The following is a 17,311-nucleotide window of genomic DNA, read 5'->3' as shown; positions in this document are numbered from 1 at the left end:
CCGCCCGGCACGTTTCGGTAGTCTTCTCATGTATTCCGATATCACCCGAATTTTGGCTGACCTGGTGAACCGTACGTTACCGCTGGGCCAGATTCATTTCTCAGCGCTGGCTGAACAGCATCCCCGAACATCTCCCTGCCTCGTCATTACCCTTGCTCCCCCCTGTGAGGCGATATTTTCATCCTTTGGACACATCACGCTTCCACCGCCTAACGCCCTGAGCATACATTTCGGTAAGCAGCAGCTGACTCTCGATTTACAGCGTGACAACGCGCTTTTGCAGCAGCTGCAGGTTCCCCGGCGTGGCCCGCGAACGGGTGCTTTTCTTCTGCAAGCGCTCACCGAATTACAGATGCAGCCAGACGAGCAAGACACAGCCATGCTGGTGGTATTAAGCTTGCTCAGCCACTGCCGGGATCTGCTTGGCAGTGACATCCACACCGCTAACCGCAGCCGGGCGCTATTCGAAGCCGTTCGTAGCTATATCGAAGAAAATTACGCCTCTTCGTTAACACGCGAATCCGTGGCACAGGCGTTCTACATCTCGCCGAACTACCTTTCCCATCTCTTTCAGAAGATCGGCCACGTGGGGTTCAACGAGTATCTGACGCAAACGCGGCTGGAACATGCACGCCAGCTGCTGAAAGGCTACGATCTCAAAATTAAAGATATTGCCGCACGCTGCGGATTTCCTGACAGCAACTACTTTTGTCGCCTCTTTCGCAAGCACACCGAGCGTTCCCCTTCCGAATATCGTCGCCAGTATCACAGCCAGCTTATCGCCAAAAAATAGCATTGTGATCGCTATCGCACTTCGCTAAGGACATTACATTTGTCCAGTATTTGGCAAAATTGACCTGTATCCGCCGCACTCAGCCGGGCCTTATCCTTTATTCAACCTTTCTGACTTAAGGAAAAATAATGGAACTGTACCTGGATACCGCCAACGTGGCGGAAGTTGAGCGCCTGGCGCGCATTTTTCCCATAGCGGGCGTCACCACAAATCCAAGCATCATTGCCGCCAGCCGTGAATCCATCTGGGACGTGCTGCCGCGGCTGCAAAAAGCCGTCGGGCCGAACGGTACGCTGTTTGCTCAAACCATGAGCCGCGACGCCGAAGGCATGGTGGCGGAGGCCAAACGCCTGAGTAACGCCATCCCCGGTATTGTGGTGAAAATTCCGGTCACCGCGCAGGGGCTTATCGCCATTAAAGAGCTGAAAAGAGAGGGTATTACCACGCTGGGCACCGCCGTTTACAGCGCCGCTCAGGGTTTACTGGCCGCGCTGGCAGGCGCGAAATACGTTGCGCCGTACGTCAACCGCGTCGACGCACAGGGCGGCGACGGTATTCGCATGGTACAGGAGCTGCAGTCCCTGCTGGAACTGCATGCGCCGGAAAGCATAGTGCTGGCTGCCAGCTTTAAAACACCGCGTCAGGCGCTGGACTGCCTGCTGGCCGGATGCGAGGCAATCACGATCCCCTTAGACGTAGCGCAACAAATGCTCGGTACCCCAGCGGTAGAGTCGGCCATAGAAAAGTTCGAGCAGGACTGGAAAAACGCGTTTGGTAACCTCAATCTCTAAGGGAGAACTGTTATGGACCGTATCATTCAATCGCCGGGGAAATATATCCAGGGCGCGGATGTGCTGACCCGTCTCGGCGACTATCTGAAACCCCTGGCAAACCGCTGGCTGATCGTCGGTGATAAGTTTGTGCTGGGTTTTGCCGAAGACACCCTGCGCCAGAGTTTTAAAAAAGCCGAACTGCATGCCGAAATCGCGCCGTTTGGCGGCGAATGTTCGCAAAATGAAATCGATCGCCTGAAAAAGTTGGCCGACAGCGCCGACTGCCTGGCAGTACTGGGGATTGGTGGCGGTAAAACGCTTGATACCGCGAAAGCGCTGGCTCACTTTATGGACGTACCGGTCGCCATTGCGCCGACTATCGCTTCCACCGACGCGCCGTGCAGCGCCCTTTCCGTTATTTACACCGACAGCGGCGAGTTCGATCGCTACCTGATGCTGCCGCACAACCCGAATATGGTCATTGTGGATACGCAAGTGGTAGCAGGTGCGCCTGCACGTCTGCTGGCCGCCGGGATTGGCGACGCGCTGGCGACCTGGTTTGAAGCACGCGCCTGCTCGCGCAGCGGCGCGACCACCATGGCCGGGGGTAAATGTACACAGGCGGCATTAGCGCTCGCCGAGCTGTGCTACAACACGCTGGTTGAAGAGGGTGAAAAAGCGATGCTGGCGGCGGAACAGCATGTGGTAACGCCTGCGCTGGAACGCATTATCGAAGCCAACACCTATCTCAGCGGCGTCGGCTTTGAAAGTGGCGGGCTGGCGGCTGCACACGCTATTCATAACGGCATGACGGCGGTGCCTGACGCGCATCACTTCTATCATGGGGAAAAAGTGGCATTTGGTACGCTGACGCAGCTGGTGCTGGAAAACGCGCCGGTAGAAGAAATTGAGACCGTCGCGGCGCTTTGCCACAGCGTAGGGCTGCCGATCACCCTGGCACAGCTGAACATCAAAGAGGATATTCCGGCCAAAATGCGTCTGATTGCCGAAGCCTCTTGTGCGGAAGGAGAAACGATCCACAACATGCCGGGGGGCGTCACGCCGGATCAGGTGTATGCGGCGCTGCTGGTGGCAGACCAGTATGGACAGCGATTCCTGCAGGAGTGGGAGTAATAAAAAAGCCGGGTGGCGCTGCGCTTACCCGGCCTACATGGCACTTTAATTTGTAGGCCGGGTAAGGCGTAGCCGCCACCCGGCACAATGGCTACTTCACGTCAAACCGATCCAAATCCATCACCTTCGCCCATGCGGCAACGAAGTCGCGGACAAACTTCTCGTGCGCATCGCTGCTGGCGTAAACCTCGGCCAGCGCGCGCAGGACGGCGTTCGAACCGAAGACCAGGTCGGCGCGGGTCGCGGTGTATTTCACTTCACCGCTGGCGCGATCGCTACCGGCAAACAGCTCGTTTGAATCGTCGGTCGCTTTCCACTGGGTATTCATATCCAGCAGGTTTACGAAGAAGTCGTTGCTCAGCACGCCCTCGCGGCTGGTGAATACGCCATTCTTGCTGCCATCAAAGTTCGTGCCCAGCACGCGCAGGCCGCCGATCAGCACCGTCAACTCAGGTGCGGTCAGGGTCAGCTGCTGGGCCTTATCAATCAGCAATGATTCCGTCGTGGACACATCCACCTGCGCACGGTAGTTGCGGAAGCCGTCGGCAATCGGTTCGAGCAGGTTAAACATCTCGATATCCGTCTGATCCTGACGAGCATCCACACGGCCCGGCGTGAACGGCACGTTGACGTAAACGCCCGCGGCTTTCGCCGCCTGCTCAACGCCCACAACGCCCGCCAGCACGATGATATCCGCCAGCGAGGCTTTATTGGTGGTGCGCTGAATAGCTTCCAGAGCCGGTAACGCACGTACCGCCGCGGCGTTCACATCCCAGTCGCGCTGAGGCGCCAGCGCCAGACGCGCGCCGTTGGCGCCGCCGCGCTTGTCGCCGCCGCGGAAGGTCGATGCAGACGCCCATGCCACTGAAACCAGCTCGCTCACGGAGAGGCCAGAGGCCGCGATTTCCGCTTTCAGGCTTTCAATGTCTTCCTGCGTCGGATGGAACACCGGCTGAGGCAGCGGATCCTGCCAAATCAGATCTTCTTTCGGCACTTCCGGGCCGATGTACCGCGCTTTTGGCCCCATATCACGGTGGGTCAGTTTGAACCACGCGCGCGCGAAGGCTTCGTTAAAGGCCTGCGGATCGTTCAGGAAGCGACGGGAAATTTTCTCGAATTCCGGGTCGAAACGCAGCGTCAGGTCGGTGACCAGCATGGTTGGCTTACGTTTTTTCGACGGGTCAAACGGGTCTGGCATGATTTCCGGCGCATCCACGGCTTCAAACTGAATCGCACCTGCCGGGCTGCGGGTCTGCACCCATTCGTATTTGAACAGGTTCTCGAAGAAGTAGTTGCTCCACTGGGTCGGAGTTTGCGACCAGATGACTTCCAGCCCGGAGGTGATGGCGTCAGCGCCAATACCGGTGCCGTGCGTGCTGGCCCAGCCTAAGCCCTGCGCTTCAATCGGCGAGGCTTCCGGATCGGTACCTACGTGCGTGGCTTCACCCGCGCCGTGGGTTTTACCGAGCGTATGGCCGCCGGCAATCAGCGCGACGGTCTCTTCGTCATTCATACCCATGTTGCCAAAGGTGGCGCGGATTGCCGCCGCAGCAGACAGCGGTTCACCGCTGGCGTTTGGCCCTTCCGGGTTCACGTAAATCAGCCCCATTTCGGTGGCCGCCAGCGGGCGCTTCGCCAGTGCTTCCGGGTCACGGTGGGTCAGCCAGGCTTTTTCATCACCCCAGTTCACGTCCAGATCCGGTTCCCAGACGTCTTCACGACCGGCGCCAAAACCAAAGGTGCGGAAGCCGGAGTTCTCCAGCGCCACGTTACCCGCGAGAATAAACAGGTCGGCCCAGGAGATTTTTTGTCCGTATTTTTGCTTGATTGGCCACAGCAGGCGGCGCGCTTTATCCAGGCTGACGTTATCAGGCCAGGAGTTCAGCGGCGCAAAGCGCTGTTGGCCGCGTCCGGCGCCGCCGCGTCCGTCAACGGAGCGGTAAGTACCTGCCCCGTGCCAGGCCATGCGAATAAACAGGCCCGCGTAGCTGCCCCAGTCGGCTGGCCACCACGGTTGAGAGTCGGTTAAGAGTGCTTTGAGATCGCCTTTGAGGGCAGAGTAATCAAGCTTGCTGAATTCTTTGCGGTAGTCGAAGTCTTCACCCAGCGGGTTCGAACGATTGGAATGTTGGTTAAGAAGATCGATACGGAGTTGTTTTGGCCACCAGTCGCGGCTGCCCGTACCTGCGCCCGCGCTGTGATCGACGCCGCCGTGATGGAACGGGCATTTGCCGGCTGATGCTGCGTTATTGCTCTCGTCTGACGTGCTCATCGCTATGCTCCCTTTTACAGTGTTACCGTTACGATATACACCACTAGCAATAAGATATAGTTGAATTAATCCACAGATTCGATAGTTAATACCTTTTAACTATTTGTTTGATTAAAAAGCCCTCACTTTGTGAGGGCTTTCAGGTTGTTACGCAGGACGAACGCCCAGGGTGTGACAAATGGCGTAGCTCATTTCCGCGCGGTTTAGCGTGTAGAAGTGGAAATCTTTCACCCCTTCACGGCTTAATATTTTCACCATGTCCATCGCGATATTGGCCCCCACCAGCTTGCGGGTTTCCGCGTCATCGTCCAGCCCTTCGTACATTTTGGACATCCACAGCGGAATGCGAACGTTGGTCATATCGGCGAACTTCTTCGCCTGTTTGAAGTTAGAGACTGGCAGAATGCCCGGGATAATTTCGACGTCGATACCTGCCGAGACGCAGCGGTCGCGGAAGCGCAGATAGCTTTCCACGTCAAAGAAGAACTGGGTGATGGCGCGGTTGGCACCGGCCTCCACCTTACGCTTCAGGTTAAGCAAATCCGCCTGGGCGCTTTTCGCTTCCGGGTGGACTTCAGGGTAGGCGGCCACGGAAATATCAAAATCAGCAACGTCTTTCAGCAGCGCGACCAGATCGGTAGCGTACATGTCCGGCTTGCCGCTTCCCGGCGGCAGATCGCCACGCAGGGCAACGATATGGCGAATCCCGTTGTTCCAGTAGTCCTGGGCAATGGCGCGCAGCTCATCGCGGGTGGCGTCAATACAGGTCAGATGCGGCGCTGCTTCCAGACCGGTACGATCTTTGATGCCTTTAATAATGCTGTGCGTACGGTCACGCTCGCCGGAGTTGGCGCCGTAGGTCACGGAGACAAACTTCGGCTTCAGGCTGCTCAGGCGATCGATAGAGCTCCACAGGGTTTGCTCCATTTCACTGGTGCGCGGCGGGAAAAATTCAAAAGAGACGTTAATCTGGCCGTTTACTTCGGCCAGGCTCTGATTCAGTGCTTCCCGCTGGTTGGCGTGAAAAAAGCTCATACCTTACCTCTATCTTTCGCGTGTCATTGTCTGTTGTGTTGTGAACTTCTATACGTTTAGACGTCCAGATGTAAAAATGACGGAAAAGCGGCGTGACGTCAACAGAAATAATCACAATAACGGTGAGGTTTGCTCAGGGAAGATGAAGGGAGTTCATGATGAGGGTGAGCGCGGTCTGATGCCCTCACCCTAACCCTCTCCCACAGGGAGAGGGAAATTCACTTTTTACAGCAGCTTAGCCAGACGGTTAATATCGGACTGGATAGCCCCAGCGGTGACGTCGCGCCCCGCGCCCGGGCCGCGGATCACCAGCGGGTTATCGCGGTACCAGCGGCTTTCAATGGCGAAGACGTTATCGCACGGCAGCAGGGCCGCCAGCGGATGGTCAGGACGCACCGCCTCGACACCCACACGCGCCTTACCGTTCGCCTCGAAACGCGCCACGTAGCGCAGCACCAGCCCCATCTCGTTTGCCGCTTCCAGACGCTGCACCATCTGGTCATTCAGCTCGTCGCCGTTTTCGAAGAAGTGATCAACAGAACCTTCTTCGCAGCCCGCAGGCACCAGCGACTCGACGCGTACGGAATCCGGCTCGATGTCATAACCGGCTTCACGCGCCAGGATCACCAGCTTGCGCATCACGTCTTTACCGGAGAGGTCAACGCGCGGATCGGGCTCGGTTAAGCCCTGCTGCCACGCCTGATCCACCAGGTCGGTGAACGGTACGGTGCCGTCAAACTGCAGGAACAGCCAGGAGAGCGTGCCGGAGAAGATCCCGCTCAGCGCCAGAATGCTGTCGCCGCTTTCAATCAGGTCACGCACGGTATGGTTAACCGGCAGGCCCGCGCCAACGGTGGCATTATAGAGCCAGTGGCGGCCGGTTTTTTCAAACGCGTCGTGGATCTGACGGTATTTATCGGTGCTGCTCGCCCCCGCCAGCTTGTTGGCGCTGATGACGTGGAAACCGTGGCTGGCGAAATCCAGATACTGATCGGCAAGCTGTTCGCTGGCGGTGACGTCCAGCACCACCAGATCGTCATACGGGTGCGCGCGCATCCACAGGAACAGCGACTCTTCATCCTGCTCAACCGCTTCATCGTTAAAGAAGGCAAGCGCCCGGCTGGCGTCCAGCCCTTCATAGTTCAGCAGGCTGCGGCGGCTATCCACCACGCCCGCAAGAATAAATTCAAACCCGGTACGCGCCGAAAGCGTGACCTGTTCGCGGGCGAACAGCTCCAGCCAGCGGGAACCGATGTTACCCTTACCAAACAGCACCAGGCCGATGCGTTTTTCCGCGCGGAACAGCGAGGTGTGCAGACCCTGAATCAGGCTTTCGGTTGGACCTTTACGCAGCACGGCGACCAGGCTGATGCCCTCTTCCGACTGCCAGGTGAACTCCACCGGCTGGCCCTTCAGTTGCTGCCAGAAACGGTGGCAGTGCAGCGGGTTACGGGTGACGCCCGCGCCGACCATCGCCACCAGCGCCAGCCCCTGACGCAGGCGAAGCTCGCCCGGCAGGCCCGCTTCGTCGAGAATTTTCAGCGCGCTGTCCGCCACTTCGGCGGTATAGCAGAACTGCAGCAGCTGACGATCGTTATGCACGCCAACGGCCAGCGGACGCACCTGGGCGCGTTTCAGGATCGTGTCGATATCTTTATGCGCCAGCCTGAAGTCCTGACCCGCAGGCACCTGGAACTCAATCAGGCAGATGTCGTCGTGGCTGGTGACGATGCGCGCGCCCGTGCCGGACGCCAGCACGCGCTCAATGCGGGTAGACCCCTGATCCGGCGTATAGCTACAGCGCAGCTGCAGGTCAATATCGCTGCCGGAAACCGGCTGCAGCGTGCGCGCGTGCAGCACCGGGGCCGCCAGACGCGCCAGCTCGCTCGCTTCGTCGAGACGCAGCAGCGGAAGCAGGCAGGCATCTTTCACTTTACGCGGGTCCGCGCTGTAGACACCGGCCACGTCGCTCCAGATGGTAACGCGGGACACGCCCGCCAGGGCACCGATCTGCGTTGCCGAGTAGTCCGAGCCGTTACGGCCCAGCAGCACGGTTTCACCGGCGTTGCTGCGGCTGATAAAGCCGGTGACCACAATACGTTTGCCCGGATGCTGCACCAGCAGCTGTTGCAGCAGCGGATAGGACAGGCCTTCATCCACCTGCGGCTGGGCGGCGCGTTCCGCGCGCAGGAAATCACGCGCGTCGAGCCAGGCCGCGTCCACGCCCAGGTGTTGCAGCACGGCGGCCATCAGGCGCGCGGACCACACTTCACCGTGGCCCACCACTTCGGCGTACACCGCGTCGGTAATCCCGCTGTCCAGCAGAGCAGCCAGACGCTCAAGGTCATGCGTGAAGGCGCTGATCAGCCCGTCCGCCACGTCCGCAGGCAGCAGGCCGGCAATCAGCTCGCTCTGGTAACGACGTAAGGACTGTTGCACCTGATGCGCAGAAAGGCGATCGGTCTGGCTCAGTTTCAGCCAGCTAATCAACTGGTTGGTGGTGCTGCCCGCCGCCGAGACAACCATCATGTCACCCGGCTGTGAATATTCGGTCATGATCCCTGCGACGCGCAGATAACATTTCACATCAGCAAGACTACTACCACCAAACTTGTGCAGCTGACGACCCTTCGCCCCTGCCTGCGCTATCACACTCATGATTACCCCTTGGCTGCGACCCGGAAGCCATTTTCCAGATCGGCAATTAAATCTTCAGAATCTTCAATACCGGTCGAGATACGCAGCAGCGTCTCGGAAATCCCGGCGGCGGCACGTGCTTCCGGTGCCATACCTGCGTGCGTCATGGTCGCGGCGTGGGAGATCAAGCTTTCAACCCCACCTAAGGATTCCGCCAGCGTAAACAATGACAGCCCGCTCAGGAAGCGACGCAGCGTTTGCTCGTCACCGTCCAGTTCAAAACTTAACATCGCGCCAAATCCCTTCTGCTGGCGCGCGGCAATCTCATGCCCCTGGTTTTCCGGCAGCGACGGGTGATAAAGCTTCTTCACCAGCGGCTGGGTTTTCAGGAAATCGACAATCGCCTGGGCATTACGCTGCGCCACGTCCATGCGCGGCGACAGCGTGCGGATGCCGCGCAACAGCAGGTAGCTGTCGAACGCGCCCGCGGTGACGCCGATGTTATTAGCCCACCATGCCAGTTCCGTGACAACGTCGGGATCTTTTGCAATCACCACGCCCGCCACCACGTCAGAATGGCCGTTCAGATATTTAGTGCATGAATGCAATACCAGATCCGCACCCAGTGCTAACGGGTTCTGAAGGGCCGGACTGAGGAAGGTATTATCCACTACACTTATCGCTCCCGCATCCCTTGCGAGCTGACAAATTTTCGCAATGTCGACAACGCGCAACAATGGGTTGCTTGGACTTTCCACCAGAACCAGCTTCGGCTTCTCTGCCAGCGCCTGTTTCAGCGCCTGTTCGTCGTTTTGATCGACAAACAGCACGCGGTAGCAGCCGCGCTTTGCCAGGCTATCAAACAGACGATAGCTGCCGCCGTAACAGTCATGCGGCGCAACCAGCAGATCGCCAGGCTTCAGGAACACCGTGGTCACCAGGTGAATGGCAGACATACCGGTATTGGTTAATACCGCACCCGCGCCGCCTTCCAGTTCCGCCAGCGCGCGCTGGGTTACATCACGCGTAGGGTTGCCGCGACGCGAGTAGTCATGCGCGCGCGGTTCATTAAATCCGGTGAAATTGTAGGTGCTGGAAAGATGAATGGGCGGGACAACGCAGCCGTACTGCTCGTCATCATTTAATCCGCTACGCACTGCGATCGTGGCCTGTTTACGCGTCATGGTGAGGGCTTCCTGGCGAATGAGGTGAAAAGTCAGCCACCAGAGTAAACATTGAAAGTATGGACGTCAATACATCTGGACATCTAAACTTCTTTGCGTATAGATTGAGCAATGCGCAAATAGCCGTTAAAATTATATGCTTTAGTGCACGCTGCAGCGGCAATATCCGTGCCACGGTATCGTCTCTACGGTAAACTACGCAAGATTACGGTTCAAAACGGGCAGTGACCGGTTTGCACCTTTAGATTAATGACTGAGAGGATTAAAGGTATCTCATGGCTGAATGGAGCGGCGAATATATCAGCCCATACGCTGAGCACGGTAAGAAGAGTGAGCAAGTAAAGAAAATTACGGTTTCCATTCCTCTGAAGGTGTTGAAGATCCTCACCGATGAACGTACGCGTCGTCAGGTGAACAACCTGCGTCACGCGACCAACAGCGAACTGCTGTGCGAAGCGTTCCTGCATGCGTTTACCGGCCAACCGTTGCCGAACGATGACGATCTGCGCAAAGAGCGTAGCGACGAAATCCCGGAAGAGGCGAAGGTGATCATGCGTGAACTGGGTATTGACCCGGAGACGTGGGAATACTGAGAAGCGGATACAAAAAAGGCACCTTGCGGTGCCTTTTTTTCGGGAAACTTATTTAGCGCCCGGGATGCTGAAACGCTTGTTGAAGCGGTCAACACGGCCACCGGTTGCAACATCACGCTGCTTACCAGTGTAGAACGGGTGGCATTTGCCGCACACGTCCAGGTTCAGATCGTGACCCACGGTAGAGCGGATCTGGATAGAGTTACCGCAAGAGCAGTTTGCAGTAATCATTTCGTATTTCGGGTGAATATCTTTTTTCATGGGAGAACCTCAGTTAAGGCCGCGTCGCTCTTCCAGCCCTAACGCCAGACACCACGCGATGTTGAATGTAAGTTCTTTGGCGTAAAGTACACCAAAGGCGGCGAATCATACAGAATTTAACCAACGTATGCAAACTGATCCGCACGCCGCTTTTACTAATGTGTATACTAACGCGCCACTTTTCAAGTCAGGAAGATTCGATGCCCGTCGCTCACGTTGCCCTGCCCGTTCCGCTTCCCCGCACCTTTGACTACCTGCTGCCCGACAGCATGAGCGCCAAAGCGGGCTGTCGCGTGACCGTGCCGTTTGGCAAACAGCAGCGCGTGGGGATCGTCGTCTCCGTCAGCGATACAAGCGAATTGCCCCTCAATGAACTGAAATCGGTGGTTGAGGTGCTGGACAGCGAGCCGGTTTACTCCACCAGCACCTGGCGACTGCTGCTGTGGGCGGCAGATTATTATCATCACCCGATTGGCGACGTCCTGTTCCACGCCCTGCCGATCCTGCTGCGCCAGGGCAAGAGCGCCAGCCACGCCCCGATGTGGTACTGGTTTGCCACCGAACAGGGGCAGGCCGTGGACATCAATAGCCTGAAGCGTTCGCAGAAACAGCAGCAGGCGCTGGCGGCGCTGCGCCAGGGAAAAATCTGGCGGCACCAGGTCGACGAGCTTGAGGTCAGCGAAACGGCGCTACAGGCATTAAGAAAGAAAGGATTGAGCGAGCTGGCCAGCGAAGCGCCCGCCCTTCACGACTGGCGCGACGGCTTCTCCGTCTCGGGCGATCGCCTGCGCCTGAATACCGAGCAGGCTACCGCGGTAGGCGCCATTCATAGCGCCTCGGACCACTTTTCCGCCTGGCTGCTGGCGGGCGTGACGGGCTCCGGCAAGACCGAAGTCTATCTGAGCGTGCTGGAAAATGTGCTCGCGCAGGGCAAACAGGCGCTGGTGATGGTGCCGGAAATCGGCCTGACACCGCAGACCATTGCCCGCTTCCGCGAGCGCTTTAACGCGCCCGTTGAGGTGCTGCACTCCGGGCTGAACGACAGCGAGCGCCTCAGCGCCTGGCTGAAAGCGAAAAACGGCGAAGCGGCGATTGTGATCGGCACCCGCTCGTCGCTATTTACGCCGTTTAAAAACCTCGGTGTCATCGTCATCGACGAAGAGCACGACAGCTCCTATAAACAGCAGGAAGGCTGGCGCTATCACGCCCGCGATCTGGCGGTCTACCGTGCGCACAGCGAGCAAATTCCCATTATTCTCGGATCCGCCACGCCTGCGCTCGAAACGCTGCACAACGTGCGCCAGCGTAAATACCACATGCTGCGCCTGACGCGCCGCGCGGGGAATGCCCGTCCGGCCATTCAGCACGTACTGGATCTCAAAGGCCAGCAGGTGCAGGCCGGCTTAGCGCCCGCCTTGATTTCCCGCATGCGCCAGCATTTGCAGGCGGGGAACCAGGTCATCCTGTTCCTGAACCGTCGCGGATTCGCCCCCGCCCTGCTGTGCCACGACTGCGGCTGGATTGCCGAGTGCCCGCGCTGCGACCACTACTACACCTTCCATCAGGCCCAGCGACATTTGCGCTGCCACCACTGCGACAGCCAGCGTCCCGTGCCTCGCCAGTGCCCGTCATGTGGTTCCACGCATATCGTGCCGGTGGGGCTGGGAACGGAACAGCTGGAACAGGCGCTTGGCCCTTTCTTCCCGGACGTGCCTATTTCCCGAATCGACCGGGACACCACCAGCCGCAAGGGGGCGCTGGAGCAGCAGCTGGCGGAAGTGCATCGCGGCGGCGCGCGCATCCTGATTGGCACCCAGATGCTGGCCAAAGGGCACCACTTCCCGGACGTGACGCTGGTCGCCCTGCTCGACGTCGACGGCGCGCTGTTCTCGGCAGATTTCCGCTCCGCCGAGCGCTTCGCCCAGCTTTATACCCAGGTTGCCGGGCGTGCCGGACGCGCAGGTAAACAGGGCGAGGTAGTACTGCAAACGCATCACCCTGAGCACCCGCTGCTACAGACTCTGCTGCACAAAGGCTATGACGCCTTTGCCGAGCAGGCGCTGGCCGAACGCCAGACCATGCAGCTGCCGCCGTGGACCAGCCACGTCATCATCCGCGCGGAGGATCATAACAACCAGCAGGCGCCGCTTTTCCTGCAACAGCTGAGGAATCTTCTGCAGGCCAGCCCGCTGGTGGATAACCAGCTGTGGATCCTGGGACCGGTGCCGGCGCTGGCGCCAAAACGCGGTGGACGTTTCCGCTGGCAGATTTTACTTCAGCACCCCTCGCGTATTCGCCTGCAGCACATCGTCAGCGGCACGCTGGCGCTCATCAATACCCTGCCGGAAGCGCGTAAAGTGAAGTGGGTACTGGACGTCGATCCCATCGAAGGCTGAAGACGGATCGAAAAATTTAACGCGCCTCACACTTTTTATGAAAATTCTGTAACCGATTCCATTAACTATCTGTAAAAATGGTGATGTCCGCAGTTCGGTGTTCAGGCGAGGAGAAGACGTTGAAGTCCAGGAAAGAGGTTGCCACGGCGACCATGAAAGACGTTGCCGAGAAAGCACAAGTCTCAACGGCAACTGTGTCCCGCGCATTAATGAACCCGGATAAAGTCTCCCAGGCGACCCGTAACAAGGTTGAACAGGCGGCGCTGGAAGTGGGGTATTTCCCGCAGGCGATGGGGCGGAACGTCAAGCGCAATGAATCGCGGACCATCCTGGTAATAGTGCCGGATATCTGCGATCCCTTCTTCAGCGAGATCATTCGCGGTATCGAAGTGACGGCGGCGGAGCAGGGCTATCTGGTGCTGATTGGCGACTGCGCTCACCAGAACCAGCAGGAAAAAACCTTTATCGACCTCATTATCACCAAGCAGATTGACGGCATGCTGCTGCTTGGCTCGCGCCTGCCGTTTGATGCCAGCATCGAAGAGCAGCGCAATTTACCGCCGATGGTAATGGCCAACGAATTTGCGCCTGAGCTTGAGCTGCCGACGGTCCACATTGATAACCTCACCGCCGCGTTCAACGCCGTAAACTATCTCCAGGAGCTGGGACATAAGCGGATTGGCTGCATTGCCGGGCCGGAAGAGATGCCGCTGTGCCACTACCGCCTGCAGGGCTATGTTCAGGCGCTGCGCCGTACCGGTGCGATTGTCGATCCGCACTATATTGCGCGCGGTAATTTTACCTTTGAAGCGGGCGGACAGGCGCTGGAGAAACTGCTGGCGCTGCCGGAACCGCCAACGGCGGTGTTCTGCCACAGCGACGTGATGGCGCTGGGTGCGCTTTCACACGCCAAGCGCCGTGGCTTACGCGTGCCGAAAGATTTGTCGATTATCGGATTCGATAACATTTCACTTTCAGAGTTTTGCGATCCACCGCTCTCCACCGTTTCACAACCGCGCTATCAGATTGGCCGCGAAGCGATGCTACTTCTGCTGGATCAGCTGCAGGGTCAAACGGTTAGCAGCGGCTCGCGTTTGCTGGACTGCGAGCTGATTATTCGCGGCTCTACCCAGGCATTGACTTAAAGTAAACGCCTTTCGGACACCCTTATCTGGTCAAAGCCCCGCCGCTTAAGTAACATGGCGGGCTGACGAACGAATAAATACAGCGAAACGATAGTGGCACAACGAGATTATGTACGTCGCGGCCAGCCGGCACCTTCGCGACGCAAAAAGAGCAGTTCAAAAAGCAAGCAGCGTAATCTGCCTGCGGTCTCGCCAGCAATGGTCGCTATTGCTGCGGCCGTGCTGGTGGCCTTTATTGGCGGCCTGTACTTCATCACGCACCATAAAAAAGAAGAGTCCGAGGCCCTTCAGGGCAACAAAGTGGTGGGAAATGGTCTGCCGCCGAAACCTGAAGAGCGCTGGCGCTATATTAAAGAGCTGGAAAGTCGTCAGCCCGGCGTGCGTGCGCCTACTGAGCCCTCAGCCGGTGGCGAAGTGAAGAATGCCGATCAGCTGACGGACGAGCAGCGCCAGCTGCTGGCACAGATGCAGGCCGATATGCGCCAGCAGCCGACGCAGCTGAATGAAGTGCCGTGGAATGAACAAACGCCAGCGCAGCGTCAGCAAACGTTGCAGCTGCAGCGTCAGCGCCAGGCACAAATTCAACAGCAGCAACAGCAGCAGTGGACGCAAACTCAGCCGGTACAGCAGCCGAAGGCCCAGCCATACCAGCAACCGCAGCAGCAGACGCGTACGGTGCAGTCGCAGCCTGTTCAACAGCCAAAAGCGCAGCCGCCAAAGCAAGCGGCGCAGCCGTATCAGGATCTGCTCCAGACGCCAGCGCATACCACCGCGCAGCAGCCGAAAACGCAGCAGGCCGCGCCGGTGACCAAAGAGACCGAAGCGCCGAAGCAGACGGCAGAGAAAAAAGACGAGCGCCGCTGGATGGTGCAGTGCGGTTCGTTTAAAGGTGCCGAGCAGGCGGAAACGGTGCGTGCACAGCTGGCGTTCGAAGGATTTGATTCACGCATTACCACCAATAACGGCTGGAACCGCGTGGTGATCGGCCCGGTTAAAGGCAAAGAAAACGCAGACGGCACCATTTCCCGTTTGAAAGTGGCTGGCCACACAAACTGCATTCGACTCGCCTCCGGGGGTTGAAACCCCCAAAATCCCCCCCATCTATCATTTAATTCAGCCCTGAGCACAGGCTCAGGGCTTCTGTTTCCCGAATCTGTAACCAGGGGGTCTGCTCGTGACAACAATAGTAAGTGTACGCCGTAACGGCCAGGTGGTAATTGCCGGTGATGGCCAGGCCACGCTGGGTAATACCGTCATGAAAGGCAACGTGAAGAAAGTCCGTCGTCTCTACAACGACAAAGTGATCGCCGGTTTCGCAGGCGGCACGGCGGATGCCTTCACGCTGTTTGAACTGTTTGAACGCAAGCTGGAAATGCACCAGGGTCATCTGGTGAAAGCTGCCGTAGAGCTGGCAAAGGACTGGCGTACCGACCGTATGCTGCGCAAGCTCGAAGCGCTGCTGGCGGTCGCGGATGAAACCGCTTCGCTTATCATCACCGGTAACGGTGACGTGATTCAGCCGGAAAACGACCTGATTGCCATCGGCTCTGGCGGCCCTTATGCCCAGGCTGCAGCCCGCGCGCTGTTGGAAAATACCGACATGAACGCGCGTGATATCGCGGTGAAGGCGTTGGATATTGCAGGTGATATCTGCATCTATACCAACCACAACCACACCATCGAAGAATTGACCTCCAAAGCGTAAGGATCTCCTATGTCTGAAATGACCCCACGCGAAATTGTCAGCGAACTGAACAAACACATTATCGGCCAGGATAACGCCAAGCGCTCCGTGGCTATCGCGCTGCGTAACCGCTGGCGTCGTATGCAGCTTGACGAAGAGCTGCGTCACGAAGTCACCCCGAAAAACATTCTGATGATCGGCCCGACCGGCGTCGGTAAAACCGAAATCGCCCGTCGTCTGGCGAAGCTGGCGAACGCGCCGTTCATCAAAGTTGAAGCCACCAAGTTCACCGAGGTGGGCTATGTGGGTAAAGAAGTGGACTCCATCATCCGCGACCTGACCGATTCTGCAATTAAGATGGTGCGCGTCCAGGCGATTGAGAAAAACCGCTACCGCGCGGAAGAGATGGCCGAAGAGCGTATTCTCGACGTGCTGATCCCACCGGCGAAAAACAACTGGGGCCAGGCTGAACAGCAGGCTGAGCCTTCAGCCGCGCGTCAGGCGTTCCGCAAAAAACTGCGTGAAGGCCAGCTGGACGACAAAGAGATTGAGATCGACCTCGCGGCCGCGCCGATGGGTGTGGAAATCATGGCGCCTCCGGGCATGGAAGAAATGACCAGCCAGCTGCAGTCCATGTTCCAGAACCTGGGCGGCCAAAAGCAGAAAGCGCGTAAGCTGAAAATCAAAGACGCGATGAAGCTGCTGATTGAAGAAGAAGCGGCGAAGCTGGTGAATCCGGAAGAGCTGAAGCAGGACGCTATCGACGCGGTTGAGCAGCACGGTATCGTGTTTATCGACGAAATCGACAAAATTTGTAAGCGCGGCGGCAACAGCTCCGGCCCGGACGTGTCCCGCGAAGGCGTACAGCGCGACCTGCTGCCGCTGGTTGAAGGCTGCACCGTCTCCACCAAGCACGGCATGGTGAAAACGGACCACATCCTGTTTATCGCTTCCGGTGCGTTCCAGGTGGCCAGCCCGTCGGATCTGATCCCGGAACTGCAGGGTCGTCTGCCTATCCGCGTTGAGCTGCAGGCGCTGACCACCGAAGATTTCGAGCGCATCCTGACGGAGCCAAACGCCTCTGCTACCGTACAGTACAAGGCGCTGATGGCGACCGAAGGCGTGAACCTCGAGTTCACCGAAGACGGTATCAAGCGTATCGCCCAGGCCGCATGGCAGGTCAACGAAACCACCGAGAACATCGGTGCGCGTCGTCTGCACACCGTGCTGGAACGTCTGGTTGAAGACATCTCATATGACGCGAGCGACCTCAACGGTCAAACCATTACCATCGACGCAGACTATGTGAGCAAACATCTGGATGCGTTAGTGGCAGATGAAGATCTGAGCCGTTTTATCCTATAATCGCGGTTACTGCATTCTCATCACTGTTAATGGGGGCTA

The 17,311-nt window shown here is 58.1% G+C and carries 14 protein-coding genes; 9 read left to right on the top strand and 5 right to left on the bottom strand.

The window, feature by feature from the left end:
- Positions 1-28 precede the first annotated feature (28 nt).
- From IM313_RS15015 to IM313_RS15005, 3 genes are all read left to right on the top strand, one after another.
- Complete coding sequence (locus IM313_RS15015; protein WP_048959179.1) at positions 29-793, top strand: AraC family transcriptional regulator; 765 nt, start codon at positions 29-31, stop codon at positions 791-793.
- A gap of 128 nt (positions 794-921) precedes the next feature.
- Positions 922-1,584, top strand: a complete 663-nt coding sequence (fsa, locus tag IM313_RS15010; protein WP_192972074.1) for a fructose-6-phosphate aldolase — start codon at positions 922-924, stop codon at positions 1,582-1,584.
- Between the two features lie 12 nt (positions 1,585-1,596).
- Entirely contained in the window at positions 1,597-2,700 is a 1,104-nt protein-coding gene (locus IM313_RS15005) for a glycerol dehydrogenase (RefSeq protein WP_192972073.1), read from the top strand.
- Between the two features lie 91 nt (positions 2,701-2,791).
- Here the strand turns inward: IM313_RS15005 and katG are convergent, their stop codons facing one another.
- The 4 genes from katG to metB all read right to left on the bottom strand — a co-directional run bounded on the left by katG (position 2,792) and on the right by metB (position 9,828).
- Positions 2,792-4,972 carry a catalase/peroxidase HPI gene (gene katG / locus IM313_RS15000; protein ID WP_126300697.1) on the bottom strand — a complete coding sequence of 727 codons (2,181 nt, stop codon included), beginning with the start codon at positions 4,970-4,972 and terminating at the stop codon, positions 2,792-2,794.
- 147 nt (positions 4,973-5,119) lie between these two features.
- Complete coding sequence (gene metF / locus IM313_RS14995) at positions 5,120-6,007, bottom strand: methylenetetrahydrofolate reductase (protein ID WP_041911801.1); 888 nt, start codon at positions 6,005-6,007, stop codon at positions 5,120-5,122.
- A 225-nt stretch (positions 6,008-6,232) separates the two neighbouring features.
- Positions 6,233-8,665, bottom strand: a complete 2,433-nt coding sequence (locus IM313_RS14990; RefSeq protein WP_041911800.1) for a bifunctional aspartate kinase/homoserine dehydrogenase II — start codon at positions 8,663-8,665, stop codon at positions 6,233-6,235.
- A 2-nt stretch (positions 8,666-8,667) separates the two neighbouring features.
- Positions 8,668-9,828 (bottom strand): cystathionine gamma-synthase, encoded by a 1,161-nt coding sequence (gene metB / locus IM313_RS14985; RefSeq protein ID WP_021242813.1) that lies wholly within the window; start codon positions 9,826-9,828, stop codon positions 8,668-8,670.
- A 275-nt stretch (positions 9,829-10,103) separates the two neighbouring features.
- On the opposite strand from metB, the gene metJ reads away from it, so the two are divergent.
- Positions 10,104-10,421 carry a met regulon transcriptional regulator MetJ gene (metJ, locus tag IM313_RS14980; protein ID WP_003862042.1) on the top strand — a complete coding sequence of 106 codons (318 nt, stop codon included), beginning with the start codon at positions 10,104-10,106 and terminating at the stop codon, positions 10,419-10,421.
- 48 nt (positions 10,422-10,469) lie between these two features.
- On the opposite strand, the gene rpmE is transcribed toward metJ, so the two are convergent.
- A complete protein-coding gene (gene rpmE / locus IM313_RS14975) occupies positions 10,470-10,682 on the bottom strand; it encodes a 50S ribosomal protein L31 (RefSeq protein ID WP_003862040.1) in 213 nt (70 codons plus the stop codon).
- A 200-nt stretch (positions 10,683-10,882) separates the two neighbouring features.
- Between rpmE and priA the strand changes: the two genes are divergently transcribed.
- The 5 genes from priA (at position 10,883) to hslU (ending at position 17,272) form a co-directional block, all read left to right on the top strand.
- On the top strand, positions 10,883-13,078 hold the full coding sequence (gene priA / locus IM313_RS14970; protein ID WP_047362498.1) for a primosomal protein N': 2,196 nt from the start codon (positions 10,883-10,885) through the stop codon (positions 13,076-13,078).
- A gap of 119 nt (positions 13,079-13,197) precedes the next feature.
- The gene (gene cytR, locus IM313_RS14965) at positions 13,198-14,223 is read left to right on the top strand and encodes a DNA-binding transcriptional regulator CytR (protein ID WP_048998260.1); all 1,026 of its coding nucleotides are present in this window, start codon (positions 13,198-13,200) and stop codon (positions 14,221-14,223) included.
- A 93-nt stretch (positions 14,224-14,316) separates the two neighbouring features.
- Positions 14,317-15,303, top strand: coding sequence for a cell division protein FtsN (gene ftsN / locus IM313_RS14960; protein ID WP_028014839.1), 987 nt, complete (start codon positions 14,317-14,319; stop codon positions 15,301-15,303).
- Positions 15,304-15,397: 94 nt separating this feature from the next.
- On the top strand, positions 15,398-15,928 hold the full coding sequence (hslV, locus tag IM313_RS14955; RefSeq protein ID WP_014072345.1) for an ATP-dependent protease subunit HslV: 531 nt from the start codon (positions 15,398-15,400) through the stop codon (positions 15,926-15,928).
- 9 nt (positions 15,929-15,937) lie between these two features.
- A complete protein-coding gene (gene hslU, locus IM313_RS14950) occupies positions 15,938-17,272 on the top strand; it encodes an HslU--HslV peptidase ATPase subunit (RefSeq protein ID WP_028014840.1) in 1,335 nt (444 codons plus the stop codon).
- Positions 17,273-17,311 lie beyond the last annotated feature (39 nt).

It is taken from the genome of Enterobacter cloacae complex sp. P2B (genome assembly GCF_014895985.1).
Classification (GTDB): Bacteria; Pseudomonadota; Gammaproteobacteria; order Enterobacterales; family Enterobacteriaceae; genus Enterobacter; species Enterobacter bugandensis.
Note: the sequence above shows the minus strand (reverse complement) of the source record. Positions and strands in the feature narration are given on the sequence as shown.